A 26,032-nucleotide genomic window follows, 5' to 3' on the forward strand; every position below is an offset into this window, starting at 1 on the left:
ACTGAACCTGTCCCTCTGTCCCTCTAAGAGGTGGCTAGTGTGAAGGACAAAAAGTTTAAGGTAGTTATTATTTTGTTGATTATTTTATATCTACCGTCAGTTATTAAGTTTGGCCAAATGCAATATAAAATCCACCAATATAATACGATGAAGGATCGCTTAGAATCGGTAGATCTTAGTGATATAAAAGTCGATGGTCATTTGTTAGGGGATAAAGTTGAGACGTTGAATTTTAGTGGAAAATACGCTATTAATCCGGGGACGTATTCCTGTGATAGATCATCGAAAGATGTAATATCCTATTGGGATAATTTTTATATGAAAAATTGCAAAATCATAAAGATGAATGTTGATCTAGTAAATTTTAATGTAGTAATTAATAACAAGAGAATCGAGAAGACGAATGATATATTAAATATAGTGGGGAATCATTATACCACAAAGCTTTATGATTTTTCAGGGGTTGAAACAAATCCAACGTATACTTATGTAGATCATGCGAATAACTTAGAATTGAGCGTGGTAGATTCCTTTGGAGATGGTAGTAAATCCATACTAGAAATAAAAAAATTAGATAGAACCTATAAAGATAAATATGTAAACTGGGTATCATCCTTATCTGAAGATGATTTTTGGTTTCCTTCATTTTGTATGAGCTTACTAATGTATGCAAGTTCAATCTTTTCATCTAAAGATTTTATAAGTGGTAATTCACTCGTATTAATGCCTTTACTCTATTTTGTTTTGCTAATACCCGCGATTTTAGCTCTATTAAATAAACAAAACAGAAGATTACTAGTCACATTACAATTTATTGTACTCATCATAACTTTTATTGTTGGACCCTTTTTGTTTATTGCGGCACAGTGATGGAACAGCGGGACGTGGGGACAGGTTCACTGTCCCCACGTCCCGCTTTCCCACTTTCCCAATAAAACTAAGATTAACAGCTGGGACACTGAACCTGTCCCTCTGCCTCTTGGAATAACTTGGTTAAGGGAGAAGAGATGCATGCTAAGGAACAACCTGTATACTTTAATATTCCACATGGTTTGGTCAATTTTTTGTTTCTTTATTTACCCAACAGCAGAAAACGACACATCGCTTTTTACAGCAATCCTATACTACATCCTTTTTATAAGCCCTTATTTTATTTTTAGCTTTGTGTTACACAAGCAATTCAAATGTTATCAATCCAAACTAATGAACCTTCTATCAGTTTCATCAATCATAGTAATAAGCGTTCTTTTATGTTTCCTTGACCTTTTCATGTCCAATTATATTTCTAATGGTTATATTCTAAGCGGGATACTTTTTGTGCTATATCATGCACCAGTTCAGCCTATGAACACCTTTTTGGTAGATATTTTGGGAATGAAAACTGAAATGTGGCCACTAACTTTCTTTATGATTCCACCTGTATTGTTAGTGTGGCTGGGGCTAGAATTACGGAGGTGAGACATGGGGACAGGTCCCTTGTCCCACTTTCCCAATAGAACTAAGATTACCAGCCGGGTCACCTCAAACCTGTCCATCTGCCCCTTTAAATTAATTCCTACTTTGATAACCTTAAGTATATGATTTTCTGGAATTTTATCTTATAATACTAAATAGAGGCTTATTTACACATTCCTTTTTGCGGTAAAGCAGTAAAAAATCCCCCTTTTTTGGTGATAGAATTTAGTCAACTCTATTCTACCAAAGTGGGGGATTTTTACATTTATACGGAAACGTTTTTCAATGGTCTAAACCTGTCCCCCTGTCCCAGAAAACTACACTGTTTCAACAACCTGCGCTTCAATCATACGTCTGCAAACTTCATAACATTCTTCAATATGTGAATTCCCTAAGTATTTCATAGCTGCAAAGCTGATTCCTGCTGATACGGCTTGTCCAATAAACGGCACAAATTTTGCAACAGATTTAACAGCTACTTTGGATCCGACCTTTTTTAACAATACCATGACTACCTCTTTTGAAATAACCTTGCCCACTAATTTACTACCGAGTGATGTGATAATAACTAATATTTGGGCCTTTGTTGTTGCATCCATCTGATCGATTTGATCGGGTGACAGCCCAAACTTTCTATTAATGGCAGGAAGAAGTTCCAACATAATAGTTACATCTGCTCCTACATCAAGACCCGGTATTGGGACAACTGCTGCCGCCGCAGAGGCCGATGCTCTCTTATTAACCATGGATTTGCATTCTTCTTTAATTCGGTCTAACTCACTAATTGTTGTTGGTATCATACTTTTGCTCCCCCAATGATGAACTATAATTTTGACTTATATAAAAATCATTCGAACAATAAACTGAAAATCCTTCTTTTTGTTCCATTCTCATAATAAAGTGGGGGAGGTATTTTTTGATAAAAAAAATCAACTCTGCTTAAGAAAGGTGACTCTTTCCTTATTAAAATTACCTGATTCGAATTCTATGAAAATAAGTGACAAGGTATGTACAACTAATCGCGCAAATTACGATTTCAGTACCCATAAACAATGTAAGTTAAATCAAAGTAGTAAAAGTAATAGTTGAATAAAAAAATAATAAAATGCTTGAAAAATCATTTAGTTATTGATATTATATAATTCCGGCGTTGAAAAAGGCGCTAAAAAAACTTTTGAAAAAAAGTTGTTGACTTCTACGAATGTAGATGGTAAGATAATAAATGTCGCTGAAACACAGCGATAGAAAACGAAATGATCTTTGAAAACTAAACAAAATGTCAAGCGTGCAAATAACGTTGAACATTAAGTTCAACACCAAGTCAGTATTATTTTGAGCAACAATCAAACACTTTTTGGAGAGTTTGATCCTGGCTCAGGACGAACGCTGGCGGCGTGCCTAATACATGCAAGTCGAGCGGATGACGAGGAGCTTGCTCCTCTGATTCAGCGGCGGACGGGTGAGTAACACGTGGGCAACCTGCCTGTAAGACTGGGATAACTTCGGGAAACCGGAGCTAATACCGGATAACTCATGAGACCTCATGGTCTTATGATAAAAGATGGTTTCGGCTATCACTTACAGATGGGCCCGCGGCGCATTAGCTAGTTGGTGAGGTAACGGCTCACCAAGGCGACGATGCGTAGCCGACCTGAGAGGGTGATCGGCCACACTGGGACTGAGACACGGCCCAGACTCCTACGGGAGGCAGCAGTAGGGAATCTTCCGCAATGGACGAAAGTCTGACGGAGCAACGCCGCGTGAGCGATGAAGGCCTTCGGGTCGTAAAGCTCTGTTGTTAGGGAAGAACAAGTATCAGTTAACTGCTGGTACCTTGACGGTACCTAACGAGAAAGCCACGGCTAACTACGTGCCAGCAGCCGCGGTAATACGTAGGTGGCAAGCGTTGTCCGGATTTATTGGGCGTAAAGCGCGCGCAGGCGGTTCTTTAAGTCTGATGTGAAAGCCCCCGGCTCAACCGGGGAGGGTCATTGGAAACTGGGGAACTTGAGTGCAGAAGAGAAGAGCGGAATTCCACGTGTAGCGGTGAAATGCGTAGAGATGTGGAGGAACACCAGTGGCGAAGGCGGCTCTTTGGTCTGTAACTGACGCTGAGGCGCGAAAGCGTGGGGAGCAAACAGGATTAGATACCCTGGTAGTCCACGCCGTAAACGATGAGTGCTAAGTGTTGGAGGGTTTCCGCCCTTCAGTGCTGCAGCTAACGCATTAAGCACTCCGCCTGGGGAGTACGGTCGCAAGACTGAAACTCAAAGGAATTGACGGGGGCCCGCACAAGCGGTGGAGCATGTGGTTTAATTCGAAGCAACGCGAAGAACCTTACCAGGTCTTGACATCCTCTGACAATCCTAGAGATAGGACTTTCCCTTCGGGGACAGAGTGACAGGTGGTGCATGGTTGTCGTCAGCTCGTGTCGTGAGATGTTGGGTTAAGTCCCGCAACGAGCGCAACCCTTGTCCTTAGTTGCCAGCATTCAGTTGGGCACTCTAGGGAGACTGCCGGTGACAAACCGGAGGAAGGTGGGGATGACGTCAAATCATCATGCCCCTTATGACCTGGGCTACACACGTGCTACAATGGATGGTACAAAGGGAAGCAAGACCGCGAGGTGGAGCCAATCCCATAAAGCCATTCTCAGTTCGGATTGTAGGCTGCAACTCGCCTACATGAAGCCGGAATCGCTAGTAATCGCGGATCAGCATGCCGCGGTGAATACGTTCCCGGGCCTTGTACACACCGCCCGTCACACCACGAGAGTTTGTAACACCCGAAGTCGGTGGGGTAACCTTTTGGAGCCAGCCGCCTAAGGTGGGACAGATGATTGGGGTGAAGTCGTAACAAGGTAGCCGTATCGGAAGGTGCGGCTGGATCACCTCCTTTCTAAGGAAAATAAGGTACGCTTCGACATTTTGTTTAGTTTTGAGAGAGCATTTCTCTCAGAACTTGTTCCTTGAAAACTAGATAATCGTAAACATTCATATTTACTGTAAGAAAGTTCTTATTACAATCATGATGATTCAATCAATCATCTTAGGTTAAGTTAGTAAGGGCGCACGGTGAATGCCTTGGCACTAGGAGCCGATGAAGGACGGGACTAACACCGATATGCTTCGGGGAGCTGTAAGTAAGCTTTGATCCGGAGATTTCCGAATGGGGAAACCCACTGTTCGTAATGGGACAGTATCTTTACCTGAATACATAGGGTATTGAAGGCAGACCCGGGGAACTGAAACATCTAAGTACCCGGAGGAAGAGAAAGCAAATGCGATTTCCTTAGTAGCGGCGAGCGAAACGGAAACAGCCCAAACCAAGAGGCTTGCCTCTTGGGGTTGTAGGACACTCTATACGGAGTTATAAAGGAATGAAGTAGGTGAAGTGGTCTGGAAAGGCCAGCCAAAGAAGGTAACAGCCCTGTAGCTGAAACTTCGTTCCCTCTTGAGTGGATCCTGAGTACGGCGGGACACGTGAAATCCCGTCGGAAGCTGGGAGGACCATCTCCCAAGGCTAAATACTCCCTAGTGACCGATAGTGAACCAGTACCGTGAGGGAAAGGTGAAAAGCACCCCGGAAGGGGAGTGAAAGAGATCCTGAAACCGTGTGCCTACAAGTAGTTGGAGCCCATTCAAGGGTGACAGCGTGCCTTTTGTAGAATGAACCGGCGAGTTACGATCCCGTGCAAGGTTAAGTCGATGAGACGGAGCCGCAGCGAAAGCGAGTCTGAATAGGGCGTTAAGAGTACGTGGTCGTAGACCCGAAACCAGGTGATCTACCCATGTCCAGGTTGAAGTCCAGGTAACACTGGATGGAGGACCGAACCCACGCACGTTGAAAAGTGCGGGGATGAGGTGTGGGTAGCGGAGAAATTCCAATCGAACTTGGAGATAGCTGGTTCTCCCCGAAATAGCTTTAGGGCTAGCCTTAAGGTAAGAGTCTTGGAGGTAGAGCACTGATTGGACTAGGGGCCCCCATCGGGTTACCGAATTCAGTCAAACTCCGAATGCCAAAGACTTATCCTTAGGAGTCAGACTACGAGTGATAAGGTCCGTGGTCAAAAGGGAAACAGCCCAGATCACCAGCTAAGGTCCCAAAGTGTACGTTAAGTGGCAAAGGATGTGGAGTTGCCCAGACAACCAGGATGTTGGCTTAGAAGCAGCCACCATTTAAAGAGTGCGTAATAGCTCACTGGTCGAGTGACTCTGCGCCGAAAATGTAACGGGGCTAAACGTACCACCGAAGCTGTGGATTGACACTTACGTGTCAGTGGTAGGGGAGCGTTCTAAGGGCTTTGAAGCTAGACCGAAAGGACTGGTGGAGCGCTTAGAAGTGAGAATGCCGGTGTGAGTAGCGAAAAGACAGGTGAGAATCCTGTCCATCGAAAGCCTAAGGTTTCCTGAGGAAGGCTCGTCCGCTCAGGGTTAGTCGGGACCTAAGCCGAGGCCGAAAGGCGTAGGCGATGGCCAACAGGTTGATATTCCTGTACCACCTCTTTACCGTTTGAGCAATGGAGGGACGCAGTAGGATAGGGTAAGCGCGCCGTTGGTTGTGCGCGTCCAAGCAGTTAGGCTAATGAGTAGGCAAATCCGCTCATTGTAAAGGCTGAGCTGTGATGGCGAGGGAAAATAGTACCGAAGTTCCTGATTCCACACTGCCAAGAAAAGCTTCTAGCGAGGTAGAAGGTGCCCGTACCGCAAACCGACACAGGTAGGCGAGGAGAGAATCCTAAGATGCGCGAGAGAACTCTCGTTAAGGAACTCGGCAAAATGACCCCGTAACTTCGGGAGAAGGGGTGCTCTGGTAGCGTGCAAGCGCGAGAGAGCCGCAGTGAATAGGCCCAAGCGACTGTTTAGCAAAAACACAGGTCTCTGCGAAGCCGTAAGGCGAAGTATAGGGGCTGACACCTGCCCGGTGCTGGAAGGTTAAGAGGAGGGGTTATCCTTTACGGAGAAGCTCTGAATCGAAGCCCCAGTAAACGGCGGCCGTAACTATAACGGTCCTAAGGTAGCGAAATTCCTTGTCAGGTAAGTTCTGACCCGCACGAAAGGTGTAACGACTTGGGCACTGTCTCAACGAGAGACTCGGTGAAATCATAGTACCTGTGAAGATGCAGGTTACCCGCGACAGGACGGAAAGACCCCATGGAGCTTTACTGCAGCCTGATATTGAATTTTGGTACAGCTTGTACAGGATAGGTAGGAGCCTGAGAAGCCGGAGCGCCAGCTTCGGTGGAGGCATCGGTGGGATACTACCCTGGCTGTATTGAAATTCTAACCCACGCCCCTGATCGGGGCGGGAGACAGTGTCAGGTGGGCAGTTTGACTGGGGCGGTCGCCTCCCAAAGAGTAACGGAGGCGCCCAAAGGTTCCCTCAGAATGGTTGGAAATCATTCGCAGAGTGTAAAGGCACAAGGGAGCTTGACTGCGAGACCTACAAGTCGAGCAGGGACGAAAGTCGGGCTTAGTGATCCGGTGGTTCCGCATGGAAGGGCCATCGCTCAACGGATAAAAGCTACCCTGGGGATAACAGGCTTATCTCCCCCAAGAGTCCACATCGACGGGGAGGTTTGGCACCTCGATGTCGGCTCATCGCATCCTGGGGCTGTAGTCGGTCCCAAGGGTTGGGCTGTTCGCCCATTAAAGCGGTACGCGAGCTGGGTTCAGAACGTCGTGAGACAGTTCGGTCCCTATCCGTCGTGGGCGCAGGAAATTTGAGAGGAGCTGTCCTTAGTACGAGAGGACCGGGATGGACGCACCGCTGGTGTACCAGTTGTCTTGCCAAAGGCATCGCTGGGTAGCTATGTGCGGACGGGATAAGTGCTGAAAGCATCTAAGCATGAAGCCCCCCTCGAGATGAGATTTCCCATTCGTAAGAAGTAAGATCCCTCAGAGACGATGAGGTAGATAGGTCTGAGGTGGAAGCGTAGCGATACGTGGAGCTGACAGATACTAATCGATCGAGGACTTAACCAAATAAGTGAATATGAATGCAGATTATCTAGTTTTGAAGGAACAACCTTCAATTGAATACAATGTTTGGTGACGATAGCGAAGAGGTCACACCCGTTCCCATTCCGAACACGGAAGTTAAGCTCTTCAGCGCCGATGGTAGTTGGGGGCTGTCCCCCTGTGAGAGTAGGACGTTGCCAAGCAAACAAAAAAGAGTAGCAGAAATGCTGCTCTTTTTTGTTTAGCGGGACATGGGGACAGGTTCACTGCCCCCATCGTTTTACTTGATTACCAACTGGGACAATGAACCTGTCCCCGTGTCCCTATCCTTGTGATTAGAATAAAATCATGGTTTAATAGAGAAGTATATCAATTCCGGAAAAAAATACCGGATAAATCCAAATTTAAACTGAGGTATTATGTATGAAAAAAATAATTATAACGATCCTAGTATTATTACTAGCTGCTGGAGGCGGTACAGCCTACTATTTCCTTAAGGTTAAGACATACGACATAAGCCAGGATGCAGCGCTCGAAGAAATTACAGAGGATGATTATGATATTGTGCTTCCACCAGAGGATGACACAGCAGCTGCCGAAGTAGAACCAGCTGGGGGCGGTGATAATTCTGCAACCGCGAACCCGTCCGGGAACGCTAATGGAGCACAAGCGTCGGATAAAACAACACAACCAGCGCCTGCAAAGGTCACAGTAGCGACGATTAAAGAAAGATACCGTCCATCATTTGAAAGTCTGGAATCTCAAGCAAATGGAAAAATAAATGCCTTGGTAGGCCGGGCTATTAGTGAGTATAAAGAACAAAAAGCCAGTGGTGAAAAGATTTCCTATAGCTATTTTATAACGAAATACAAAACAGCAGGGGAAGCATTGGAGGCAAAAACGGACCAAGCCTTCAATAGGCTTTACGGAGCATTACAACAAGACCTAAAAAAACATGGCTTTGATCCAAACGAAGCAGCAGATATACGAGCAGCCTATGAATCTTCCAAAAAGGAAAGAAAAAATGCGTTGATCTCAAGTGCGATGGAAAAAATGTAATAAGATAGGTGGTCCGCAGGGACAGGTTCATTGTCCCTGGGGCAGTCCACGGGGACAGGTTCATTGTCCCAGGTCAGGTCACTTGTCCCAATTATTTTTTTCATATGAAGGATTTTATGAAGTTATGTCGAATAAATATATAATCCGTATCTAGTCTAAAACGTCAACTTATTTATATTTTTCTGCAATCGTCCAATCCCTTATTTAACCCACGTTTTTAAAGCAAGTCCTTTATCTTGATTCATTTACCGCAAGAAAATGAAAAAATATCACCGAAATTCAAAACTATGTAATCTACAAATTATAATCCAATGAACTTCCCTGATTAAATTATTTTAATATAGAATTTTTCGTTAAGCACAAATCATTAAAGCCCAATTCGCGATTATATTACAGGGAAAATCGAGCCCATGCCCCTCCTGTCTCATTATTTGCTTACAATTGGGACACTGAACCTGTCCCCATGTCCCGCCGCCACTAAACAATGAGGTGATCTCCGTATGCCAAGAAAACCAAGGGTAAAAAGTAAAAGTGGAATTTATCATATTATGCTGAGAGGTATCAATAAACAACTGATATTCGAAGAGGTAGAGGATAAAAGGAAGTTTTTGGATGTTTTAAAAAGGTTTAAAGATACTTGCGATTTTCAAGTATATAGTTATTGTCTGATGGATAATCATGTCCATTTACTCGTAAAGGAAGTGGAGGAAAGTATCTCCCAATCTATTAAACGAATCAGTTCAAGTTACGTCTACTGGTATAATCAAAAATACGAACGTTGCGGTCACTTATTCCAGGATCGGTTTCGTAGCGAAAATGTAGAAAATCGAGCTTATTTTCTAACAGTCCTCAGGTATATTCACCAAAACCCCATCAAAGCAGGTTTAACAAAAAGCGCCTTCGATTATAGATGGTCAAGCTGCCATGAATATTTGAATAATGCAGAGATTATTGATAGCGATTTGGTATTCAATTTATTTTCCCCAGAAAAAAGCAAGGCAATCCAATTATTCAGGGAATTTATGCAGGAAGAAAATGATGATCAATGCATGGATGAAAGAGAAATTGTGAAAAAGACAGACAGCGAGGTAAGAGAACTCTTATATAACTTTGGAGTTCAAAATACAACAATGCTTCAGCGAATGGAAAAAAAGGAAAGGGACAATGTTTTAGCAACGCTTAAAAGGATGGAGGGTATTTCGGTCAGGCAGATATCAAGGATTACGGGTGTATCAAAGAGTGTGATTAATCGGATTCGCTGAGGGGACAGGGAACCTGTCCCTGCGGGCCACCCACGGCCCACCACGCGACACCGCCCTATTAAAATATCCCCAAAAATTTCTTCTTCTTAATTCTCTCCGGTGCCCCAGCATAAACCGTCTGGTTCCCTACAACAAGCTCCGCATTTTCCTGAAAATAAAAGCGGGCTTCCATCCCAAATACCTTTTCCAATTCTTCATAAGCATCCCGCAGTTTAAAAGAGCGTGACGTCACATTATGTGCATCGGATGCTACAAAATGGGCCATTTGCGCTTCGATTAGATCAAACGTAAACTTTTGTATCTTTTTACCGAAATGCCCGGTTACGGACGAAGCGGTCACCTGTGTGAATATGCCTTTTTCAACGAGATGATAGAGTGAATCAGGATGATTGATGATTTCAGCATTACGTTCCGGGTGAACGATAATCGGCTTCAACCCTTTTACCTGGAGGTCAAATAGCACTCGTTCCGTGTATCTTGGCACATGACTGGAAGGCAGCTCTATCAAGATATAAGGCGTGTCTGCAATCGTTTGAATCGTACCTGCCTCATAATCCTCGGGAATTTCCCCGAAAATCCGATTTTCTTGTCCGGGAAGGATGGTTAAATCAATGCCTTCAGCTTTTAATCTATTATTATATGTTTCTACCGCTTGAATGATGGTATGTTTAGGATTTTCATAGCTGCCGTTTTTATGATGTGGTGTGGCAATGATAGTTTTAATGCCCTGTTCGGCAGCCTGCTTCGCCATCTCAAGGCTCGCTTCCATTGATGCCGGTCCATCATCTATACATGGCAGGATATGACAGTGTATATCAATCATATTTCAATCCTCCTACTATTTACTAACGGGACACGGGGACAGGTCCCTTGTCCCTGCACTTGAAGTGGCAATGAGTACGGAACAGGATGGGACGGGGAACCTGTCCCCGCGTCCCATGCATGGATTATAAAAAAATACCCTGGTTTTTAGCCTTGTAATCCAATCTTATCACGGATTCATAAAACTAAAAACAGAGTATTTTGAACAAACAAACTGTACTGGCGTCCAAAATGGGACAAGGGACCTGTCCCCGCGCGCCCCCGACAGCCGCACCGACCGGGACAAGGAACCTGTCCCCGCGTCCCGCCGGACCCGCGGCATCCCCGCGCGCCCCATGTCCCACACTATTTATCGCCATAGTAATAATAGTAATGACTTTGTTTGAGTTCTTTGTGGTTTAGGACGACGCCTAGTAGTTTGGCTTTTGAGTTTTTTAGTAAGTCACGGGACTTTATGGCCATTTCGTATTCGGTTTGGCCGCTTTTGGTTACGAGTATGACGCCGTCTGCCAGGTTGGAAAGCACGTGGGCGTCGGTTACAGCAAGTACTGGTGGTGAGTCGATGAGAATCATGTCATACTCGTCTGCTACGTTTTCCAATAAGGTTTTCATCGCTGTTGATCCTAGCATTTCCGCTGGGTTTGGTGGAATCGGGCCGGATGGCAGGATGTCCAAGTTTTCCACTTCTGACGCTTTGATCGCGCGATTCAGTTCGGATTGGCCGGTTAGTACATTTGTGATGCCGATGATATTGTCCACATGGAATGTATAGTGTACGGTCGGCTTTCGTAAGTCGGCATCGATGAGCAACACTTTCTTATCCTGTTGTGCAAAAACGACGGCCAGGTTGGCAACGGTTGTTGATTTTCCCTCGCCAGGGCCGGGTGATGTGACGACAATTTTTTTTAGATTTTGGTCAACCGACGAGAATTGAATGTTCGTTCGGATGGTCCGGTATTGCTCCGAAATAGGTGATTTTTTTTCAAAAAAAGTAATTAAATTCCGCTGTCTTCCATTTGAAAATTTTGATTTGCGCTTAAGATTCAATTTTTTCACTTCCAATCCTTGCTTGTGAAAAATTCCGTTTGTGCTGCTTTGCTTTCTTTTCTCCATCGATGATTGTCACGGTCCCAAGGACAGGCAATTCCAGGATTTTCTCAATATCCTGTTCAGTCTTAATCGTCTTGTCTAAATACTCTAGTAAAAAGGCAATTCCAACACCTAGCATTAAGCCGACCACCATTGCAATCGCAACATTTAGAATGGGCTGTGGTTTAATAGGGGCAGGATGTTCACCAGCATCTGCTTTGGCCAAAATACTTACATTATCGACATTCATAATTTTTGCAATTTCACGCTGGAACACGGTTGCTGTCGTATTGGCGATTTGCTCAGCCGTTTTCGGATCCGGATCCTGCACTGTAATTTTCACAACCTGTGATTCTTTTTCACTGGCAACGGTGATTTGATTATTTAACTGTTCTACAGAACGGTCTAGTTTAAGCTCTTCTTTTACTTTATCTAAAATCGCCGGACTCTTAATGATGACATTGTAAGTGTTGATTAATTGAATATTCGTTTGAATATCGCTGACATTATAAACATTTTGCTCTGTCTTCGCTTGGTTTACGAGTATTTGGGTCGAAGATTGATAGATTGGTGTTAAAACAAAAAAGCTTATAATGGCGCTGGCGACAGCGGCTACTGCTGTTATAGAAACAATTAACCAAAGGCGTTTTTTCAACGTTTGGAAAATTTCAAGTAGACTAATTTCCTCCATAGAATCCTTCATTTACTTTCCCCCAGCCTTATTTTTGAAAACTATTTGTTATTATAACATATCCTTTTTTGATTATATATTACTAATCTTACATTTTTCTACAAAAGACGTTTGATCGAAAATAATGCTTTAGACCTATTGATAAAAATTATGGACATGTCGTATTTTGTCGTTTTTTATCATATAAAAAAGGAAATAATAATGTAAAAATTTGGAATATTTTGTTGACAACTAGGATGTATTATAACAAAATTATAGTGTTACTTTTGTAATGGTAATATTTATTCAAGATTTTAGAAAAATTTGGTGAGATTTTTAACAGATAAATTCTGGAAATTCAGTTATTATGATATTTGGAGCCTTGAAAATCGATACAGTGGGTAATGTCTCCTTACCATTATCAACGGAGGCACTCGGTTATGCTGTGGGACTGTTCGTGCAGTGCCTTAGACGCGGGTCGTCGAAAGTGTGATGTGAGGTGGGGTTGGATGCCCTTTTAAATATGATTTGTGCGTCGGTCGCCGATGCCCGGGACACGGGGACAGGTTCCTTGTCCCTGCGCTCTGGGCACCGACGACCGTTGTTTACCAATAATAAAGATTCTAGATAGATTGTTTTGGGATTGGGAAAGGGGGACAAGGAACCTGTCCCCGCGTCCCGAAAAGCAGTTTATCCAGAGTCTTTATTTTTTTAGGGACAAGGAACCTGTCCCCGTGGAAAAGGAGGAATGTTTAGTGACGTATCGAAAGAGGCTGTCATTTCTTGTTGGAATTGATTCAGCTATTGTGTTAACTGCCATTTTTTTCAGTCAGTACATATTAGATACGCAACATGTGTTTACGGTGTTTATGGGTGTAACAGCTTTTTCATTATTAATCGGTCATCATATTTTTGCTTATGTTTTTAAACTTTATAAAAAAGTATGGCAGTATGCGAGTATCGGCGAGTTGGCGAGCATTTTTAAGGCGATTACGTTGACGATTGTGTTTGCGGCAGTCGTACAGGGCCTTGTGTTTCACGATATTTATTTCAGAGCGCTGGCGATCACGTGGATGTTGCACTTGCTGTTAATTGGCGGTGTCCGTTTTTCGTGGCGGCTTTATCGTGATTCTTTTATAAAAGAAAACAGCAACCGCAAGCGCACGCTTGTCATTGGTGCAGGGGCTGCGGGTACAATGGTGGTCAGGCAGTTGCAGCATAACCGAGATGCGGAGCTACTTCCGGTTGTGTTTGTGGATGATGATGTCCGCAAGCATCAGCTTGAAATATTAGGGATACCGGTTGTGGGCGGGGTTGAATGCATTGAACAAACGGTGAAGGAGAAGAACATTACCAATATCGTCATTGCAATTCCGTCGTTAAGTAAGAAAGAGTTGAACAAGATCTTTCAAGAGTGCTCAAAAACATCGGCAAAGACGCAAATTTTGCCGATGATTGAGGATTTAATGAGCGGGAAGGTGTCGGTGAATCAGTTCCGCGATGTCCAGGTGGAGGATTTGCTTGGCAGAGAGCCGGTGCAGCTTGATTCGGGAAAAATAGCTGGGTCCATTACCGGGAAAACGGTGCTTGTCACGGGTGCGGGTGGATCGATAGGGTCTGAGATTTGCCGGCAGATTTGTAAGTTTAAGCCTAGTAAACTCGTTTTATTTGGGCATGGGGAAAATAGCATTTATTTAATTGATATGGAACTACAGAGAAACTATCGTGATGTCATTGAGATTATTCCGGTGATTGGCGATATTCAAGACCGGGCACGGATCTTTAGTGTAATGGAACTGTATCGACCGGATGTTGTGTATCACGCGGCAGCCCATAAGCATGTGCCGTTGATGGAATATAATCCGGTGGAAGCAGTGAAGAATAATATTTTTGGTACAAAAAATGTCGCAGAGGCGGCGGATACATTTGGTGTCGGCACATTTGTCATGATTTCGTCTGATAAAGCCGTCAACCCGACGAATGTCATGGGGGCCACAAAGCGGTTTGCGGAGCTGATTATTCAGCAGATGGCGAAAAATAGTGAGACGAAGTTTGTGGCGGTGCGCTTTGGCAATGTGCTAGGAAGCCGCGGCAGTGTCATTCCTTTGTTTAAAAAGCAAATTCAAAGAGGCGGCCCGGTGACGGTGACCGATCCGGAAATGACGCGCTATTTCATGACCATTCCGGAGGCGTCGAGGCTTGTGATTCAAGCAGGGGCGTTGGCGCGCGGCGGTGAGATTTTTGTTCTTGATATGGGTGATCCGGTAAAAATAGTCGATTTAGCGAAAAACTTAATTAAGTTGTCTGGCTATGGCATCGATGAAATCGGGATTGAATTTACAGGCTTGCGTCCTGGTGAAAAGATGTTTGAAGAGCTATTGAATGAGAATGAAGTCCATCAAGAGCAGGTGTTTCCGAAGATTCATGTTGGCAAGGCTGTGTTGATTGAACGAGTTGTCTTGGATTATTTTATGGACAAGTATGAGGGCATGAATCATGAGGAGATTCGGGAGTACTTGTTGATGGTAGCGAATAATCGGGTCGACGAGGAAGCCTATGAGGTGGTTAGTAGTTAGTGGGTTAGGGGTTACGGGGAACACCCCTTCAGGGCTCCCCGAGCTCTCCCTAACCAACCAACTAAAAAGTAGCCGGTTTTGGTGTTAACCATACGACGCACATGGCGGTTTTTCTCATTTGTTTTTCTAATATATAGAGGGACTCATCCAAGTCGATGTACTGCCCGTTATTAAATAAAATTCTTGATTTTGTTTCTTTATTTGGAAGTTTAAATGTGTTTATGTATTTGACATGGTTGAAGAAGATCCAGTTGCATTCAAAGGCTTTTGGTGATTGGGTCGGAAAGGCATAGATATGTAATCCGGGATTGATGGCAACCGGTACCTTTTGTACCATGCCGGTACAATGGCGGATGGCTTTACATCTTCCTTCGAAGGAAGCGCCACCTACTAGACAGGCTACTTTCACGATTTCGGTTGTTGTTTTTCTGACGTACAACACCTGCTGTTCCTCTATTACAATCGTACAATAGTCAATGTGTGCGACAGATAGTAAAGCCATGGTACTGCAATTCACTTCATAGTCGTCTAAAATCTTAAACATGATTAACACACTCCTTTTTGCGATTTTTTGAGGCTTTGGACCTAGAAAATGCCCTTGAAAATATTATTGCTGAAAAATCAGAATAATGCAATACCTTTAGACGAAAAATTGACATAATTTTATACTTTTTTTATAATATTTCAACCTTTGTTGTCGAATATATTTAAAAAGTAATCCTGTTTGCTTCATTAAAATTATGGTAGAACGTCACGTATCGGCGCTTTTGTTTGGTTGTTTTGTTACGTTTCTATAGTGCAAACGTGAAGTATGGAGCAAATTCCGGCAACGATACGTAAAGTTCAGCGATGTGACGGTTTGGAATGGTTCTTTTAAAGTTAGGGTACCGCGGAATATCCGGAAGGTGCGCAGCTTCGAAAGGACCATTTCTTGGTTTACCAAAACAAATCAATTGAAGATGTTCTGTTGCAGTTTGAGCCGATGGTGAAGAAGCAAATGTTGTCATTGCAAATCTATAAAAATCAAGAGGAGTTTTTCCAGATTGGCCTCATTGGCCTATGGGAGGCCCATCAACGTTTTAATCCAGAAAAGGGATTTTTTCCTGCCTTTGCACAAATGATGGTAAGAGGGAGGATGCTGGATTATTTAAAAAAGGAACGGGCCTTTGATGAGCATCACACAGTCTTTGGTGAGGACATGCTCGAGTCTGTTCCGGCACTTGATGATGAAGATCCGTTGGAACGAGAGGTTATTTTGTCTTATTGCAAGGGTTTGTCAGACAAGCAAATGACGTGGGTGATGCAGGGGATTTTTGAGAATAAAAAGCCGAAGGAGATTGCGGTAGAGTTAGGGGTGCCGGTTATGCGGGTTAAAAACTGGCGCAGGGAAGCGTTGAGGAAGATTTTGGGGAATTATTGGGAGATTCATAGGAGATAACGTAAGTTGAAGTTATATATGCGCCCCTTTCGGGGCTGTTTTTTTGGGAATATCGTGTTTGGATAAGAAGAAGTAATTTGTTTGTTAGTTTGATAAGTTCCTAGATTAAGGTTATTGGATAGACATAGGATTAAAGAAAAACTTATATCCTAACCAACAAACTACTACATTGGAGGGAGTAATGGATGAAGAAAGTTAGAAAAGCGATCATACCAGCTGCGGGATTAGGGACGCGGTTTTTACCGGCAACCAAGGCACAGCCGAAAGAGATGCTGCCGATTGTAGATAAACCAACGATTCAATATATTATCGAAGAAGCGGTGGCTTCGGGGATTGAGGATATAATAGTAGTAACTGGTAGAGGAAAACGGGCGATTGAGGATCATTTTGATAAATCGTATGAGTTAGAAGAGACATTGGCGAAGAAAGAGAAATGGGATTTGCTTGAGGAAGTGCAAAGCATTAGTAATCTAGCGAACATTCATTATATTAGACAGAAAGAGCCGAAGGGCTTGGGGCATGCGATTGCCTGTGCGAGCCGTTTTATTGGGGATGAGCCGTTTGCGGTGTTGCTCGGGGATGATATTGTTCATTCGCCGGGGAAGCCGGCGCTCCGGCAGTTGATTGATGTGTATGAGCGGTTTAATTCTTCGGTCATTGGTGTGCAGCAGGTGCCGGATGAGGATGTTTCGAAGTATGGGATTATTTCGGTGAATAGCGGGGAAATTGAAAAGGGTGTTTTCCGGATTAATGATTTGGTGGAGAAGCCAAAGCGTGAAGATGCTCCTTCGAATTATGCGATTATGGGGCGGTATATTTTACGTCCGGAGATTTTTTATGTGTTGGATAATGTGAAGCCTGGTGCTGGTGGAGAGATTCAGTTGACGGATGCGATTAAGTTGTTGAATGAGCAGCAGATTGTGGTGGCACATAAGTTTGAAGGGAAACGGCATGACGTTGGGGATAAGTTTGGGTTTATTCGGGCTACGATTGAGTTTGCGTTGGAGCGGGAGGATTTACGGGATAGTGTGATGGAGTATTTGCGAGATGTGGTTGAAGCGGAGAGAGTTGTAAAGTAGTTGATGATTGGTAAACGAAGGCCCCTTTCGGGGCTTGTTTTTGTTTTGTGGAATTTTTGAATGGTAATAAATATTTAGTGGTTTAGTAGTTAGTTTGAGTAGAGATATGATATTCCGATTAAGTACTATTTCACTAAATTATTAACTTAAACAAAGGAAGGAAGTCTTAAGATAATGGCTGAAAGAATATTCCTATCTTCACCACACATGAGTGATGAGGGTTATGAAATGCAATATATAAAGGAAGCTTTTGATACTAACTGGATTGCACCTCTTGGAGAAAATGTAAATGGATTTGAACGAGAACTAGCGGCAAAGGTTGGGTCAAAAGCTGCTGCTGCGCTTTCTTCTGGGACAGCTGCGATTCATATGGCTCTTAAAGCTGCTGGAGTTGGTGAGGGGGATATAGTTTTCTGTCCAACACTTACATTCTCTGCTACAGCCAATCCAATCATCTATCAAAATGCGATTCCAGTATTTATAGATAGTGATTATGAAACTTGGAATATGAGTCCTAAAGCGTTAGAAGAAGCGTTTGAAAAATATCCAGAAGTAAAGGCAGTCCTTGTTGTTCATTTATATGGCTTATCTGCTGATATGGATAAGATTATGGAGATTTGTAAGAAACATAATGTTGTGGTTATAGAAGATGCTGCTGAGTCTTTAGGTACTTACTACAAAGGTAAGCATACAGGGACTTTTGGTGATTATGGCATCTTCTCTTTTAATGGGAATAAGATTATCACTACTTCTGGTGGCGGGATGCTTGTTTCTAATAATGAAGAGCGAATAGCTAAGGTAAGATTTTGGGCTACCCAATCTAGAGATCAAGCAAGGCATTATCAACATAGCGAATTAGGATTTAATTATCGGATGAGTAATGTTGTTGCTGGGATTGGTAGAGGGCAGCTTAATGTTTTAGATCAAAGAGTTGCGAAGAAGAAATATATATTTGAGTTTTATAAGCGAGAGCTAGGCGGACTTGAGGGTGTTGAGTTCATGCCAAGTAATGATTGGAATGAGCCTAATTTTTGGTTGAGTTCAATGACTTTGACTGGTACAGTGAGGCCGATTGATGTATTTGAAGCATTGGAAGCTGAGAATATTGAATCAAGGCCAGTTTGGAAACCGATGCATATGCAGCCGTTCTTTGAGAAGTATGATTTTGTTGGGACAGGTGTAGCGGAGAAGTTATTTGAGAATGGGGTTTGTTTGCCGTCGGATACGAAGATGACAGATGGGGATTTGGAGAGAGTTGTAAAGGTTATTAAGGGGTTGTGGGAGAAATAATGAAACCTGATAAAGGCGGAATTTATAGAAGATTTATAAAGCGACCGATGGATTTTCTCCTTTCTTTGATTGCTATTATTGCTCTTAGCCCGGTTTTTATAATAGTCGCTGTTCTTGTCAGAACGAAGCTAGGTAGTCCAGTCATCTTTAAGCAGAAAAGGCCGGGGTTGAATGAGAAGATATTTACGATGTATAAGTTTCGGACGATGACGGATGAGAGGGATGAGAATGGGGAGTTACTTCCAGATAGTGTAAGGTTGACAAAGTTTGGTCGGTTCTTACGCTCTACATCTCTCGATGAACTACCGGAACTTTTTAATATTTTTAAGGGTGATATGTCCATAATTGGTCCAAGACCGCTATTGGTACAGTATCTACCGTTATATAACTCTCATCAAAAACGGCGTCATGAAGTAAGACCAGGATTATCAGGTTGGGCACAAGTTAATGGTAGAAATGCAATTAGTTGGGAAGAAAAGTTTGATTTAGATGTTGAGTACATTGATAATATCAGCTTTATTGAGGATTGGAAGATTATCTTTTTAACGATTAAGAAGGTATTCGTTCGGGAAGGAATTAATTCGGAGACGGCTGCTACTATGGAACCATTTAAGGGAAACCAAAAGGAAAGAATGGAACTATGAAAGAAAAACTTCTGATAATAGGCGCAAGTGGTCATGGGAAAGTTGTGGCTGATATTGCATTAAGAATGAATAAGTGGAAGAGTATTGCATTCTTAGATGACAATGAAAATATTAAAGTATCTTTAGGTTTAGAGGTCATTGGAACTTCAGATAAAGTTTTTGAACACATAGATGAATACGAAGTATTTGTTGCAATAGGCAATAATCTTACGAGACAAAAAATTCAGGAGAGACTTGAAATAGCTGGCTCGAGTATTCCAGTGTTAATTCATCCAAAGGCAATTATTGGAGAGTATGTGGAAATTGGAACAGGAACAGCTATTATGGCCGGAGCAGTTATTAATTGTTGTACTAGAATAGGTAAAGGGTGCATCGTTAACACGAGTTCTACAATAGACCATGATAATATCATTGAAGATTTTGTTCACATATCACCTGGAGCGCATCTGGCAGGTACGGTAAAGGTTGGACGAGGTTCGTGGTTAGGGATTGGTAGTATAGTAAGCAATAACGTAAATATTACTAGTGGATGTAAAATTGGGGCGGGTGCATTAGTTATGAAAGATATTAAAGAGACTGGAACATATGTAGGAGCGCCCGTTAAGAGACTATCAAGGGAATTAATTTAATATGGTTTAAAGTGAATAACGGAGGTCGTTTTTTGAAAAAGATAGTAATTATTAATCAATATGGAATTACACCCGATTTACCAGGGGCAACAAAACATTATGATATGTCAAAGTATTTCGCGAGCAAAAAGACTCATGATGTTGAATTTTGGATGTGCGGATATAACCACCATACTGGTAAAAATCACAATGATCTAAAAGGGATTAAATTACAATCTAGTTTTTATGAAGATAACCTAAAATTAGTCCGGATAAAAAGTACTCCTTACAGAAGAAGTTCTTTACTAAGGCAAATTAATCATACAGTTTTTGACTTGATTACAGCATTAAAAATTCTCTTTTCGAGAGAAATCGATGCAATTGTGTTAAGTATTCCACCAATATCAAATTTTAATATTTGGGCTATAAAGCTAAGAAAGATTAGATTAATTACTGATGTTGAAGATTTATGGCCATTATTTTTGGTGGATATGGGTTTGAAAAATAAATTAGCAATAACATATATGGAAAAATGTTCTAATTACACGTACAATACTTCAGATGCTATTGCACCGGTATCAAATGGAATGATTAATTATGTTAAGGGGTTACTGAAAAAAACATGTGAAATGTGGTTAGCACCATTAGGAGTTAATCTCGATTTATATGACAATATTAAAAAAGAAGTTGATTTAATTAAGGATAAGGTTTGGAAAGATGATTTTAAAATAATGTATTTAGGTGCTCACGGAAGAGCAAATAATCTTTATCCAGTTTTGAAAATGGTAAAGTCTATTAATAGTAAACTTCAAACATATGGTGAAAGAAGAATATCTTTTATTTTTATTGGTGACGGGGATGACAAGAAAAATTTAGTTGAATTTGCAAGAAAAGAAAAGATTGAAAATGTGCATTTTGAAGATGCGGTCCCTGGAAATATGGTACCTTCTTATTTGGTGCATGCTGATGTGTGTCTTACAAATTTAAAGAAAGTAGAAAGCTTTAAACTTGTAAGACCCAATAAACTATTTCAATATATGGCATTAAGTAAACCTATTATTTGTGGAATTTGGGGTGAATCAAAAGAAATTGTAGTTGATGAAGCCAAGTCAGGCATTTATGTTGACTTTGATGACATAGAAAATGCAGCGAACGAGGTAATTGAAATGATTAAAAATCCTATCAAACTAAAAGAATATGGAAAAAACGGTCGATTATATATAGAAAAATATGGAGATCGCAGAAAAATATTTGATGATTATTATAAGCATGTATTAAACATAATCCAAAAGTAGATGTCTACCAGGAGAGATTTAAAAATGAAAATATTAGAAATTGCTTTGTTTGATACAGGAGCCTGTGGGCCGACATCTGTACTCAAACAAATAATAAGAAGGTTGTTAGATAGAAAGCATATTATCGATGTATTTTCCGCTTATGATTATAATGAGGAAAGAGAGAGACTTGCAAATCTATTAGGAGTGAAGTATTTTCATACATCGGGGGAACGAATCTTAAAAACAAAAAATATCTTAGAGTATGTACCTAATTTAAAAACATACGATGTTGTTCATATACATGGAATTTATGATATAAACCATATAATTATTGCGAATTTTTTATATAGAAATAATATTCCTTATATAGTTTCTATACATGGTAATTTGATGAAATCTGCTATTAAGCATAGTCGAGTTAAAAAAACTATTGCAATAAATCTACTTATCAAGAAAATGTTAAGACGGGCTGCTGCTATTCATGTAATGGCAAAGGAAGAATGTAGAGATGTTCAGGATATTATCGGAAAGCATAATTTTAAACTTATCTATAATGGGGTAAATTCATTAGGATTTGAAAAGAAAAATTATCAAGAAAATAGTGATAAAGTAAATCTTTTATTCTTAGGAAGATTAGATATTAAGCATAAAGGACTAGACCTTTTATTAGATGCAATAGATAGTAAACCGGATGTTTTTAGTAATAAACTACACTTATATTTGGTTGGTCCATTTGAAACGTCAATTGATAAGGAGGTTGTTTTAAAAAGATTGGAAGCAAGTAATTATTTAAAAAAAGTAGTTAGTGTTGAAGGACCGAAATATGGTGATGATAAAAATACTTATTATAATAAATGTGATTTATTTATTCACACTTCAAGATATGAAGGAATGCCAGTAGCTGTTCTTGAAGCAATGGATGCTGGAATGCCTTGTATTGTCACACCAGGGACTAACATGGCAACTATTATAGAAAAATGTAATGGTGGTTTTGTTGTTGAAGGGACAGTTAATAGCATTGCTTTTGGGCTAGAGGAAATAATTAACACGGATAAGTACACTTTAATAAAAAAGGGTGAATCGGCAAAAGAGTGGAGTAAAACAAATTTGAGTTGGGATACAATTGCTATTCAATATGAAAAAATGTACCAGAGCATTATTAAAATATAGTTTTAGAAATATTGATTCCTCAACAATTAGTATATTTATAGTTTATGTATAAGGAAAGCATTTGAAGTATTGGTAGCTAAATATTGTAATATATATAGTGGCTTGTCTGGATTTTACCGTTTTAAAGTAACTAGACTCAAATTCAAAGAGAAAATTAAAGAGTGGACATTAAAAGTTTATAAAGAAAGTAATAAGAAAATTCTTGCTGTTATTGTCGACAATAATCAAAATCAGGTTAAAAAATCTAAAGAAGTGTTGAATTGAGGCGAAAATATGGTGAGAGTATTGCATATAGTAACTGCTTTAGATGGTGGAGGGGTAGAAAGGATGCTTTTTAATTATTATTCAAATATGGATAGAGAAAATTTTAAGTTTGACTTTATTACCCATGGGGAAAATGGATTTCTTGAAAAGCAATTTAAAGACCTTGGATCAGAGATATTCCATATACCTTCATTACGAAAATCACCAATTAAAAATTTAGCATTAACAAAAAAAATTATTTCTTATGGAAATTACGATATAGTACATTCCCATATAGGCGCAAGTAGTGCTCTTCCAATATATTTTTCAAAAAAGGCGAAAATAAATATGCGTATTACACACAATCACTTGGCATATAGAAAAGAGAGCTTTCACCGTAAAATAATAATAAAAATATTAACAACTTTACTAAAGAAGCACTCGACTAACTGGTTGGCTTGTGGTCAAGACGCAGCAATATCCTTTTGGGGAGAGCGTGCAGTGAAAAAAGGAAAGGCACAGGTGATAAATAATGCAATAAATGTAGAAAGATTTATTTTTAACAAAGATGTTAGAGAAAAAATAAGGCGAGAGTTAGATTTAGAAGGTAAATTTGTAGTCGGCAATGTTGCTAGGTTTGATTTTCAAAAAAATCATGAGTTTCTTATTAGAATTTTTTCTGAGCTGTATAAAGTAAACAAAAATTCAATATTGATTTTAATTGGAAATGGGGATCTTGAGGAAGAAATAAAAAAACAAGTTGATAATCTTGGATTAACAAATGTAGTAAAGTTTTTAGGGGTACGCAAAGATGTTAGTGACTTATTAAATGCGATGGATATTTTTTTGTTACCTTCAAAATTTGAAGGACTGCCAGTAGTATTGGTTGAGGCACAAGCTTCAGGATTAAAATGTATAACCTCTGATACAATTACAAGAGAAGTTGATGTTACTGATTTAATTAAATATATCTCATTAGATAACTCGGCTGAAAATTGGGCTAATGAAATAATGGAATTTAAAAGGGGATATATTAGAAGAGATACATCAGAAGAGATAAAAAAGGCGGGCTATGATATAAAACAAGAGGCAAAAAAAATGGAGTCATTTTATGAGCAATATGAAAGCTAGTTCAGGAAAAAAAGTAGGACATTTATCAGATATTATATTTCTTATATTTGTTGTTCTATTAAGTATTTTTTCGGGGATTACCATATTATTTGATACATTACGACCGGATTATTATGTGTGGCTTCCGATGTTACCGATTTGTTTTGGGTTAATAAATATTTTATCATTCAAAGCCTATAAAAACATATTTAATAAACTTACAAATATAGTTGTTATTTCACTTTATACCATAAGAAATGTTGTTACACCATTAATTATGATGTTTGGTAATTATTATGGAGCTTTTAAAGTTCTTAACTCAGGGATTGTAAACAAAGCAATTACTTTAATGATATATGAAAGCTTTATAGTGTTTATTTTTTTGGCTTGGCGTAGTAGTAAAGTGGTAGATATTTCAAGGGGAGAAAAGTCTTCAATAGAGTCATATACAAAAAAGAAAATAAAAATCTTTGGTTTAGCGATATTTTTAATTATACTTTTATGTGTTTTTGCTTACATTAAAGTCCCCGAAATTAAAACGTCTTATGTTTCTATTTTCGAAGGTGATAAATTAGTTACTCTATTGGGTACGTCAGAACAATTGGTTACTGGAACTGTTGACCGAATTTTATTCACATTATTTAATTTTTTCTTTGCTATTTTACAAATATTTATACCATTGTTTTTAATTTATCAGCTTCGGAACAAGTTTGGCGATAGGTTTTTTCCTGCGATAATTTCATGTTTTGTTGCATTTTCTAATCTACTCTTTATGACAAATGAAACTGCTTATACTCTCTTAGTAATAATTGTTTTATTTATTGTTATTTTAAAACTTTATCCAAAGAATAAGATTAGATTAATACTAACATCTGGATTAACATTTATATTCATACTTTTAAATATTTACTTGCTAAAATCCAGAGATGTTTATTTAGATTCTACACCTTTAGAAAATACATCTTTTATGTTCCAAGCATATTTTCCTGGAGTAAGTAATTTGGCAGGGGTTTTTAATATTAATAACAGTTCTAAATTGACTACACTTTTCTTTGACTTTTATGCAATGATACCATTTCGATCTACTCTATTTGGATTAGAGAATGATATGCGGTTAGTTTCACTATATACTTATCAAAATAATGCTCCAGCTAATATTATTCCTGCCATTGGACAAGCTTATCATTATTTAGGTTTTTTGTTATCACCTTTAGTATCAGTCTTTTTTGTAAATACAGCATATAAGTTCCAAGAAAAATTAAGAGATCAAACTAATTTATGGATGTATTGTACATGGTTATTCTTGGCGATATATTCAAGTGTTGCACCTATTATGTATAACTTTACAATATTTGGGGCGAGGTTCTTCTTTACTATCCTTCCAATGCTAATGCTAGCAAAGTATTCAAGTAATAGATATCGGATTTTTATTGAAAGGTGAGTTTATCTTGTATCTTAAACTAAAACAATTATTAGAAAAATATCCTATCTTAAGGAAAATGGTTATTCTTTTAAGAAAAATCCAAATTAAAAGTATAAATGTTTTTATCGAGTTAAATGCTTTATTAAGAGAAAAAGGAGCTTGTGGAAAAAAATATCATCCCTTGAAAAAATTATATAATATTCATAAAGGAAAGCGATGCTTTATAATAGCAACTGGTCCAAGTTTGTTAATGTCAGATTTAGAAAAGTTGCATAACGAATATACTTTTTCTATGAATTCGATTTGCTTAGCATTAGATAACGCTAAATGGAGACCAACATATTATGGGATACAGGATGAGAATGTTTATGAAAAGTTAGAGGAGACTTTAAATTCAGTTGCTTTATCTAATGTATTAATAAGTGACAATATTGCAAAAAAATTTAAAGTTAACTCTTTTTGGATTCAATATCCACTTAATATCCCGTATCATCTATATGAGCAAGGTTATGAACATAGGTATTTTGCGAAATTTAGCGATAATTGTTATCGTACAGTTTATGATGGATATTCAATTACCTACTCGCTAATCCAATTAGCAGTTTATATGGGATTTAAAGAGATTTACTTATTAGGCTGTGATAATAATTATTCTGAAGATAAGAATAAGCAACATTTTATAGAATCGGGGCACTATGACCCTACTTTTAAAACAGCAGGAGACCGTATGACAATAGCATATATGGAAGCAAAAAGGTACGGGGATGCTCATGAAATTAAAATATTTAATGCTACCAGAGGTGGTATGCTTGAAGTATTTCCTCGAGTGGATTTAGATGAAGTATTGGGATGAGGAA

The 26,032-nt window shown here is 39.8% G+C and carries 19 protein-coding genes and 3 rRNA genes; 17 read left to right on the top strand and 5 right to left on the bottom strand.

Features of this window, described 5'->3' with window-relative positions:
* Positions 1–39 precede the first annotated feature (39 nt).
* Positions 40–870, top strand: a complete 831-nt coding sequence (locus ACNQFZ_RS12785) for a hypothetical protein (RefSeq protein WP_458411732.1) — start codon at positions 40–42, stop codon at positions 868–870.
* Positions 871–1,772: 902 nt separating this feature from the next.
* Here the strand turns inward: ACNQFZ_RS12785 and ACNQFZ_RS12790 are convergent.
* Positions 1,773–2,255 carry a hypothetical protein gene (locus ACNQFZ_RS12790; RefSeq protein ID WP_458411733.1) on the bottom strand — a complete coding sequence of 161 codons (483 nt, stop codon included), beginning with the start codon at positions 2,253–2,255 and terminating at the stop codon, positions 1,773–1,775.
* Between the two features lie 551 nt (positions 2,256–2,806).
* On the opposite strand from ACNQFZ_RS12790, the gene ACNQFZ_RS12795 reads away from it, so the two are divergent.
* From ACNQFZ_RS12795 to ACNQFZ_RS12815, 5 genes are all read left to right on the top strand, one after another.
* Positions 2,807–4,353, top strand: a 16S ribosomal RNA gene (locus tag ACNQFZ_RS12795).
* 153 nt (positions 4,354–4,506) lie between these two features.
* Positions 4,507–7,439, top strand: a 23S ribosomal RNA gene (locus ACNQFZ_RS12800).
* A 62-nt stretch (positions 7,440–7,501) separates the two neighbouring features.
* Positions 7,502–7,618: ribosomal RNA gene (gene rrf, locus ACNQFZ_RS12805) — 5S ribosomal RNA — on the top strand.
* Together the 16S, 23S and 5S rRNA genes form the textbook arrangement of a ribosomal RNA operon.
* 220 nt (positions 7,619–7,838) lie before the next feature.
* Positions 7,839–8,474 (top strand): hypothetical protein, encoded by a 636-nt coding sequence (locus tag ACNQFZ_RS12810; RefSeq protein ID WP_458411734.1) that lies wholly within the window; start codon positions 7,839–7,841, stop codon positions 8,472–8,474.
* A 500-nt stretch (positions 8,475–8,974) separates the two neighbouring features.
* A complete protein-coding gene (locus tag ACNQFZ_RS12815) occupies positions 8,975–9,736 on the top strand; it encodes a transposase (protein ID WP_458411735.1) in 762 nt (253 codons plus the stop codon).
* Positions 9,737–9,794: 58 nt separating this feature from the next.
* On the opposite strand, the gene ACNQFZ_RS12820 is transcribed toward ACNQFZ_RS12815, so the two are convergent.
* From ACNQFZ_RS12820 to ACNQFZ_RS12830, 3 genes are all read right to left on the bottom strand, one after another.
* Positions 9,795–10,559, bottom strand: a complete 765-nt coding sequence (locus ACNQFZ_RS12820; protein WP_458411736.1) for a tyrosine-protein phosphatase — start codon at positions 10,557–10,559, stop codon at positions 9,795–9,797.
* A 344-nt stretch (positions 10,560–10,903) separates the two neighbouring features.
* Positions 10,904–11,605, bottom strand: coding sequence for a CpsD/CapB family tyrosine-protein kinase (locus ACNQFZ_RS12825; RefSeq protein WP_458411737.1), 702 nt, complete (start codon positions 11,603–11,605; stop codon positions 10,904–10,906).
* On the bottom strand, positions 11,595–12,350 hold the full coding sequence (locus ACNQFZ_RS12830) for a YveK family protein (RefSeq protein WP_458411738.1): 756 nt from the start codon (positions 12,348–12,350) through the stop codon (positions 11,595–11,597). Before ACNQFZ_RS12830 ends, ACNQFZ_RS12825 begins: the two co-directional genes overlap by 11 nt.
* Positions 12,351–13,072: 722 nt before the next feature.
* On the opposite strand from ACNQFZ_RS12830, the gene ACNQFZ_RS12835 reads away from it, so the two are divergent.
* Entirely contained in the window at positions 13,073–14,893 is a 1,821-nt protein-coding gene (locus ACNQFZ_RS12835; protein ID WP_458411739.1) for a polysaccharide biosynthesis protein, read from the top strand.
* A gap of 61 nt (positions 14,894–14,954) precedes the next feature.
* On the opposite strand, the gene ACNQFZ_RS12840 is transcribed toward ACNQFZ_RS12835, so the two are convergent.
* Positions 14,955–15,437, bottom strand: a complete 483-nt coding sequence (locus ACNQFZ_RS12840) for a competence protein ComK (protein ID WP_458411740.1) — start codon at positions 15,435–15,437, stop codon at positions 14,955–14,957.
* A gap of 387 nt (positions 15,438–15,824) precedes the next feature.
* On the opposite strand from ACNQFZ_RS12840, the gene ACNQFZ_RS12845 reads away from it, so the two are divergent.
* From ACNQFZ_RS12845 to ACNQFZ_RS12890, 10 genes are all read left to right on the top strand, one after another.
* Complete coding sequence (locus ACNQFZ_RS12845) at positions 15,825–16,331, top strand: sigma-70 family RNA polymerase sigma factor (protein WP_458411741.1); 507 nt, start codon at positions 15,825–15,827, stop codon at positions 16,329–16,331.
* A 185-nt stretch (positions 16,332–16,516) separates the two neighbouring features.
* Entirely contained in the window at positions 16,517–17,410 is an 894-nt protein-coding gene (galU, locus tag ACNQFZ_RS12850) for a UTP--glucose-1-phosphate uridylyltransferase GalU (protein ID WP_458411742.1), read from the top strand.
* Between the two features lie 174 nt (positions 17,411–17,584).
* Entirely contained in the window at positions 17,585–18,700 is a 1,116-nt protein-coding gene (locus tag ACNQFZ_RS12855) for a DegT/DnrJ/EryC1/StrS family aminotransferase (protein ID WP_458411743.1), read from the top strand.
* The gene (locus ACNQFZ_RS12860; RefSeq protein WP_458411744.1) at positions 18,700–19,344 is read left to right on the top strand and encodes a sugar transferase; all 645 of its coding nucleotides are present in this window, start codon (positions 18,700–18,702) and stop codon (positions 19,342–19,344) included. Before ACNQFZ_RS12855 ends, ACNQFZ_RS12860 begins: the two co-directional genes overlap by 1 nt.
* Positions 19,341–19,973 (top strand): acetyltransferase, encoded by a 633-nt coding sequence (locus ACNQFZ_RS12865; protein ID WP_458411745.1) that lies wholly within the window; start codon positions 19,341–19,343, stop codon positions 19,971–19,973. The genes ACNQFZ_RS12860 and ACNQFZ_RS12865 overlap by 4 nt, the downstream gene beginning before the upstream one ends.
* A gap of 32 nt (positions 19,974–20,005) precedes the next feature.
* Positions 20,006–21,247, top strand: coding sequence for a glycosyltransferase family 4 protein (locus ACNQFZ_RS12870; protein WP_458411746.1), 1,242 nt, complete (start codon positions 20,006–20,008; stop codon positions 21,245–21,247).
* A gap of 24 nt (positions 21,248–21,271) precedes the next feature.
* On the top strand, positions 21,272–22,399 hold the full coding sequence (locus ACNQFZ_RS12875) for a glycosyltransferase (protein WP_458411747.1): 1,128 nt from the start codon (positions 21,272–21,274) through the stop codon (positions 22,397–22,399).
* Positions 22,400–22,672: 273 nt separating this feature from the next.
* Positions 22,673–23,773: a glycosyltransferase family 1 protein gene (locus tag ACNQFZ_RS12880; protein WP_458411748.1), complete on the top strand. Its 1,101-nt coding sequence runs from the start codon at positions 22,673–22,675 to the stop codon at positions 23,771–23,773.
* Positions 23,754–25,193 (top strand): hypothetical protein, encoded by a 1,440-nt coding sequence (locus tag ACNQFZ_RS12885; RefSeq protein ID WP_458411749.1) that lies wholly within the window; start codon positions 23,754–23,756, stop codon positions 25,191–25,193. The genes ACNQFZ_RS12880 and ACNQFZ_RS12885 overlap by 20 nt, the downstream gene beginning before the upstream one ends.
* Positions 25,194–25,200: 7 nt before the next feature.
* Positions 25,201–26,028: a 6-hydroxymethylpterin diphosphokinase MptE-like protein gene (locus tag ACNQFZ_RS12890; RefSeq protein ID WP_458411750.1), complete on the top strand. Its 828-nt coding sequence runs from the start codon at positions 25,201–25,203 to the stop codon at positions 26,026–26,028.
* The last annotated feature ends 4 nt before the right edge of the window (positions 26,029–26,032 follow it).

Source organism: Schinkia acidoalkalinis (assembly GCF_054301215.1).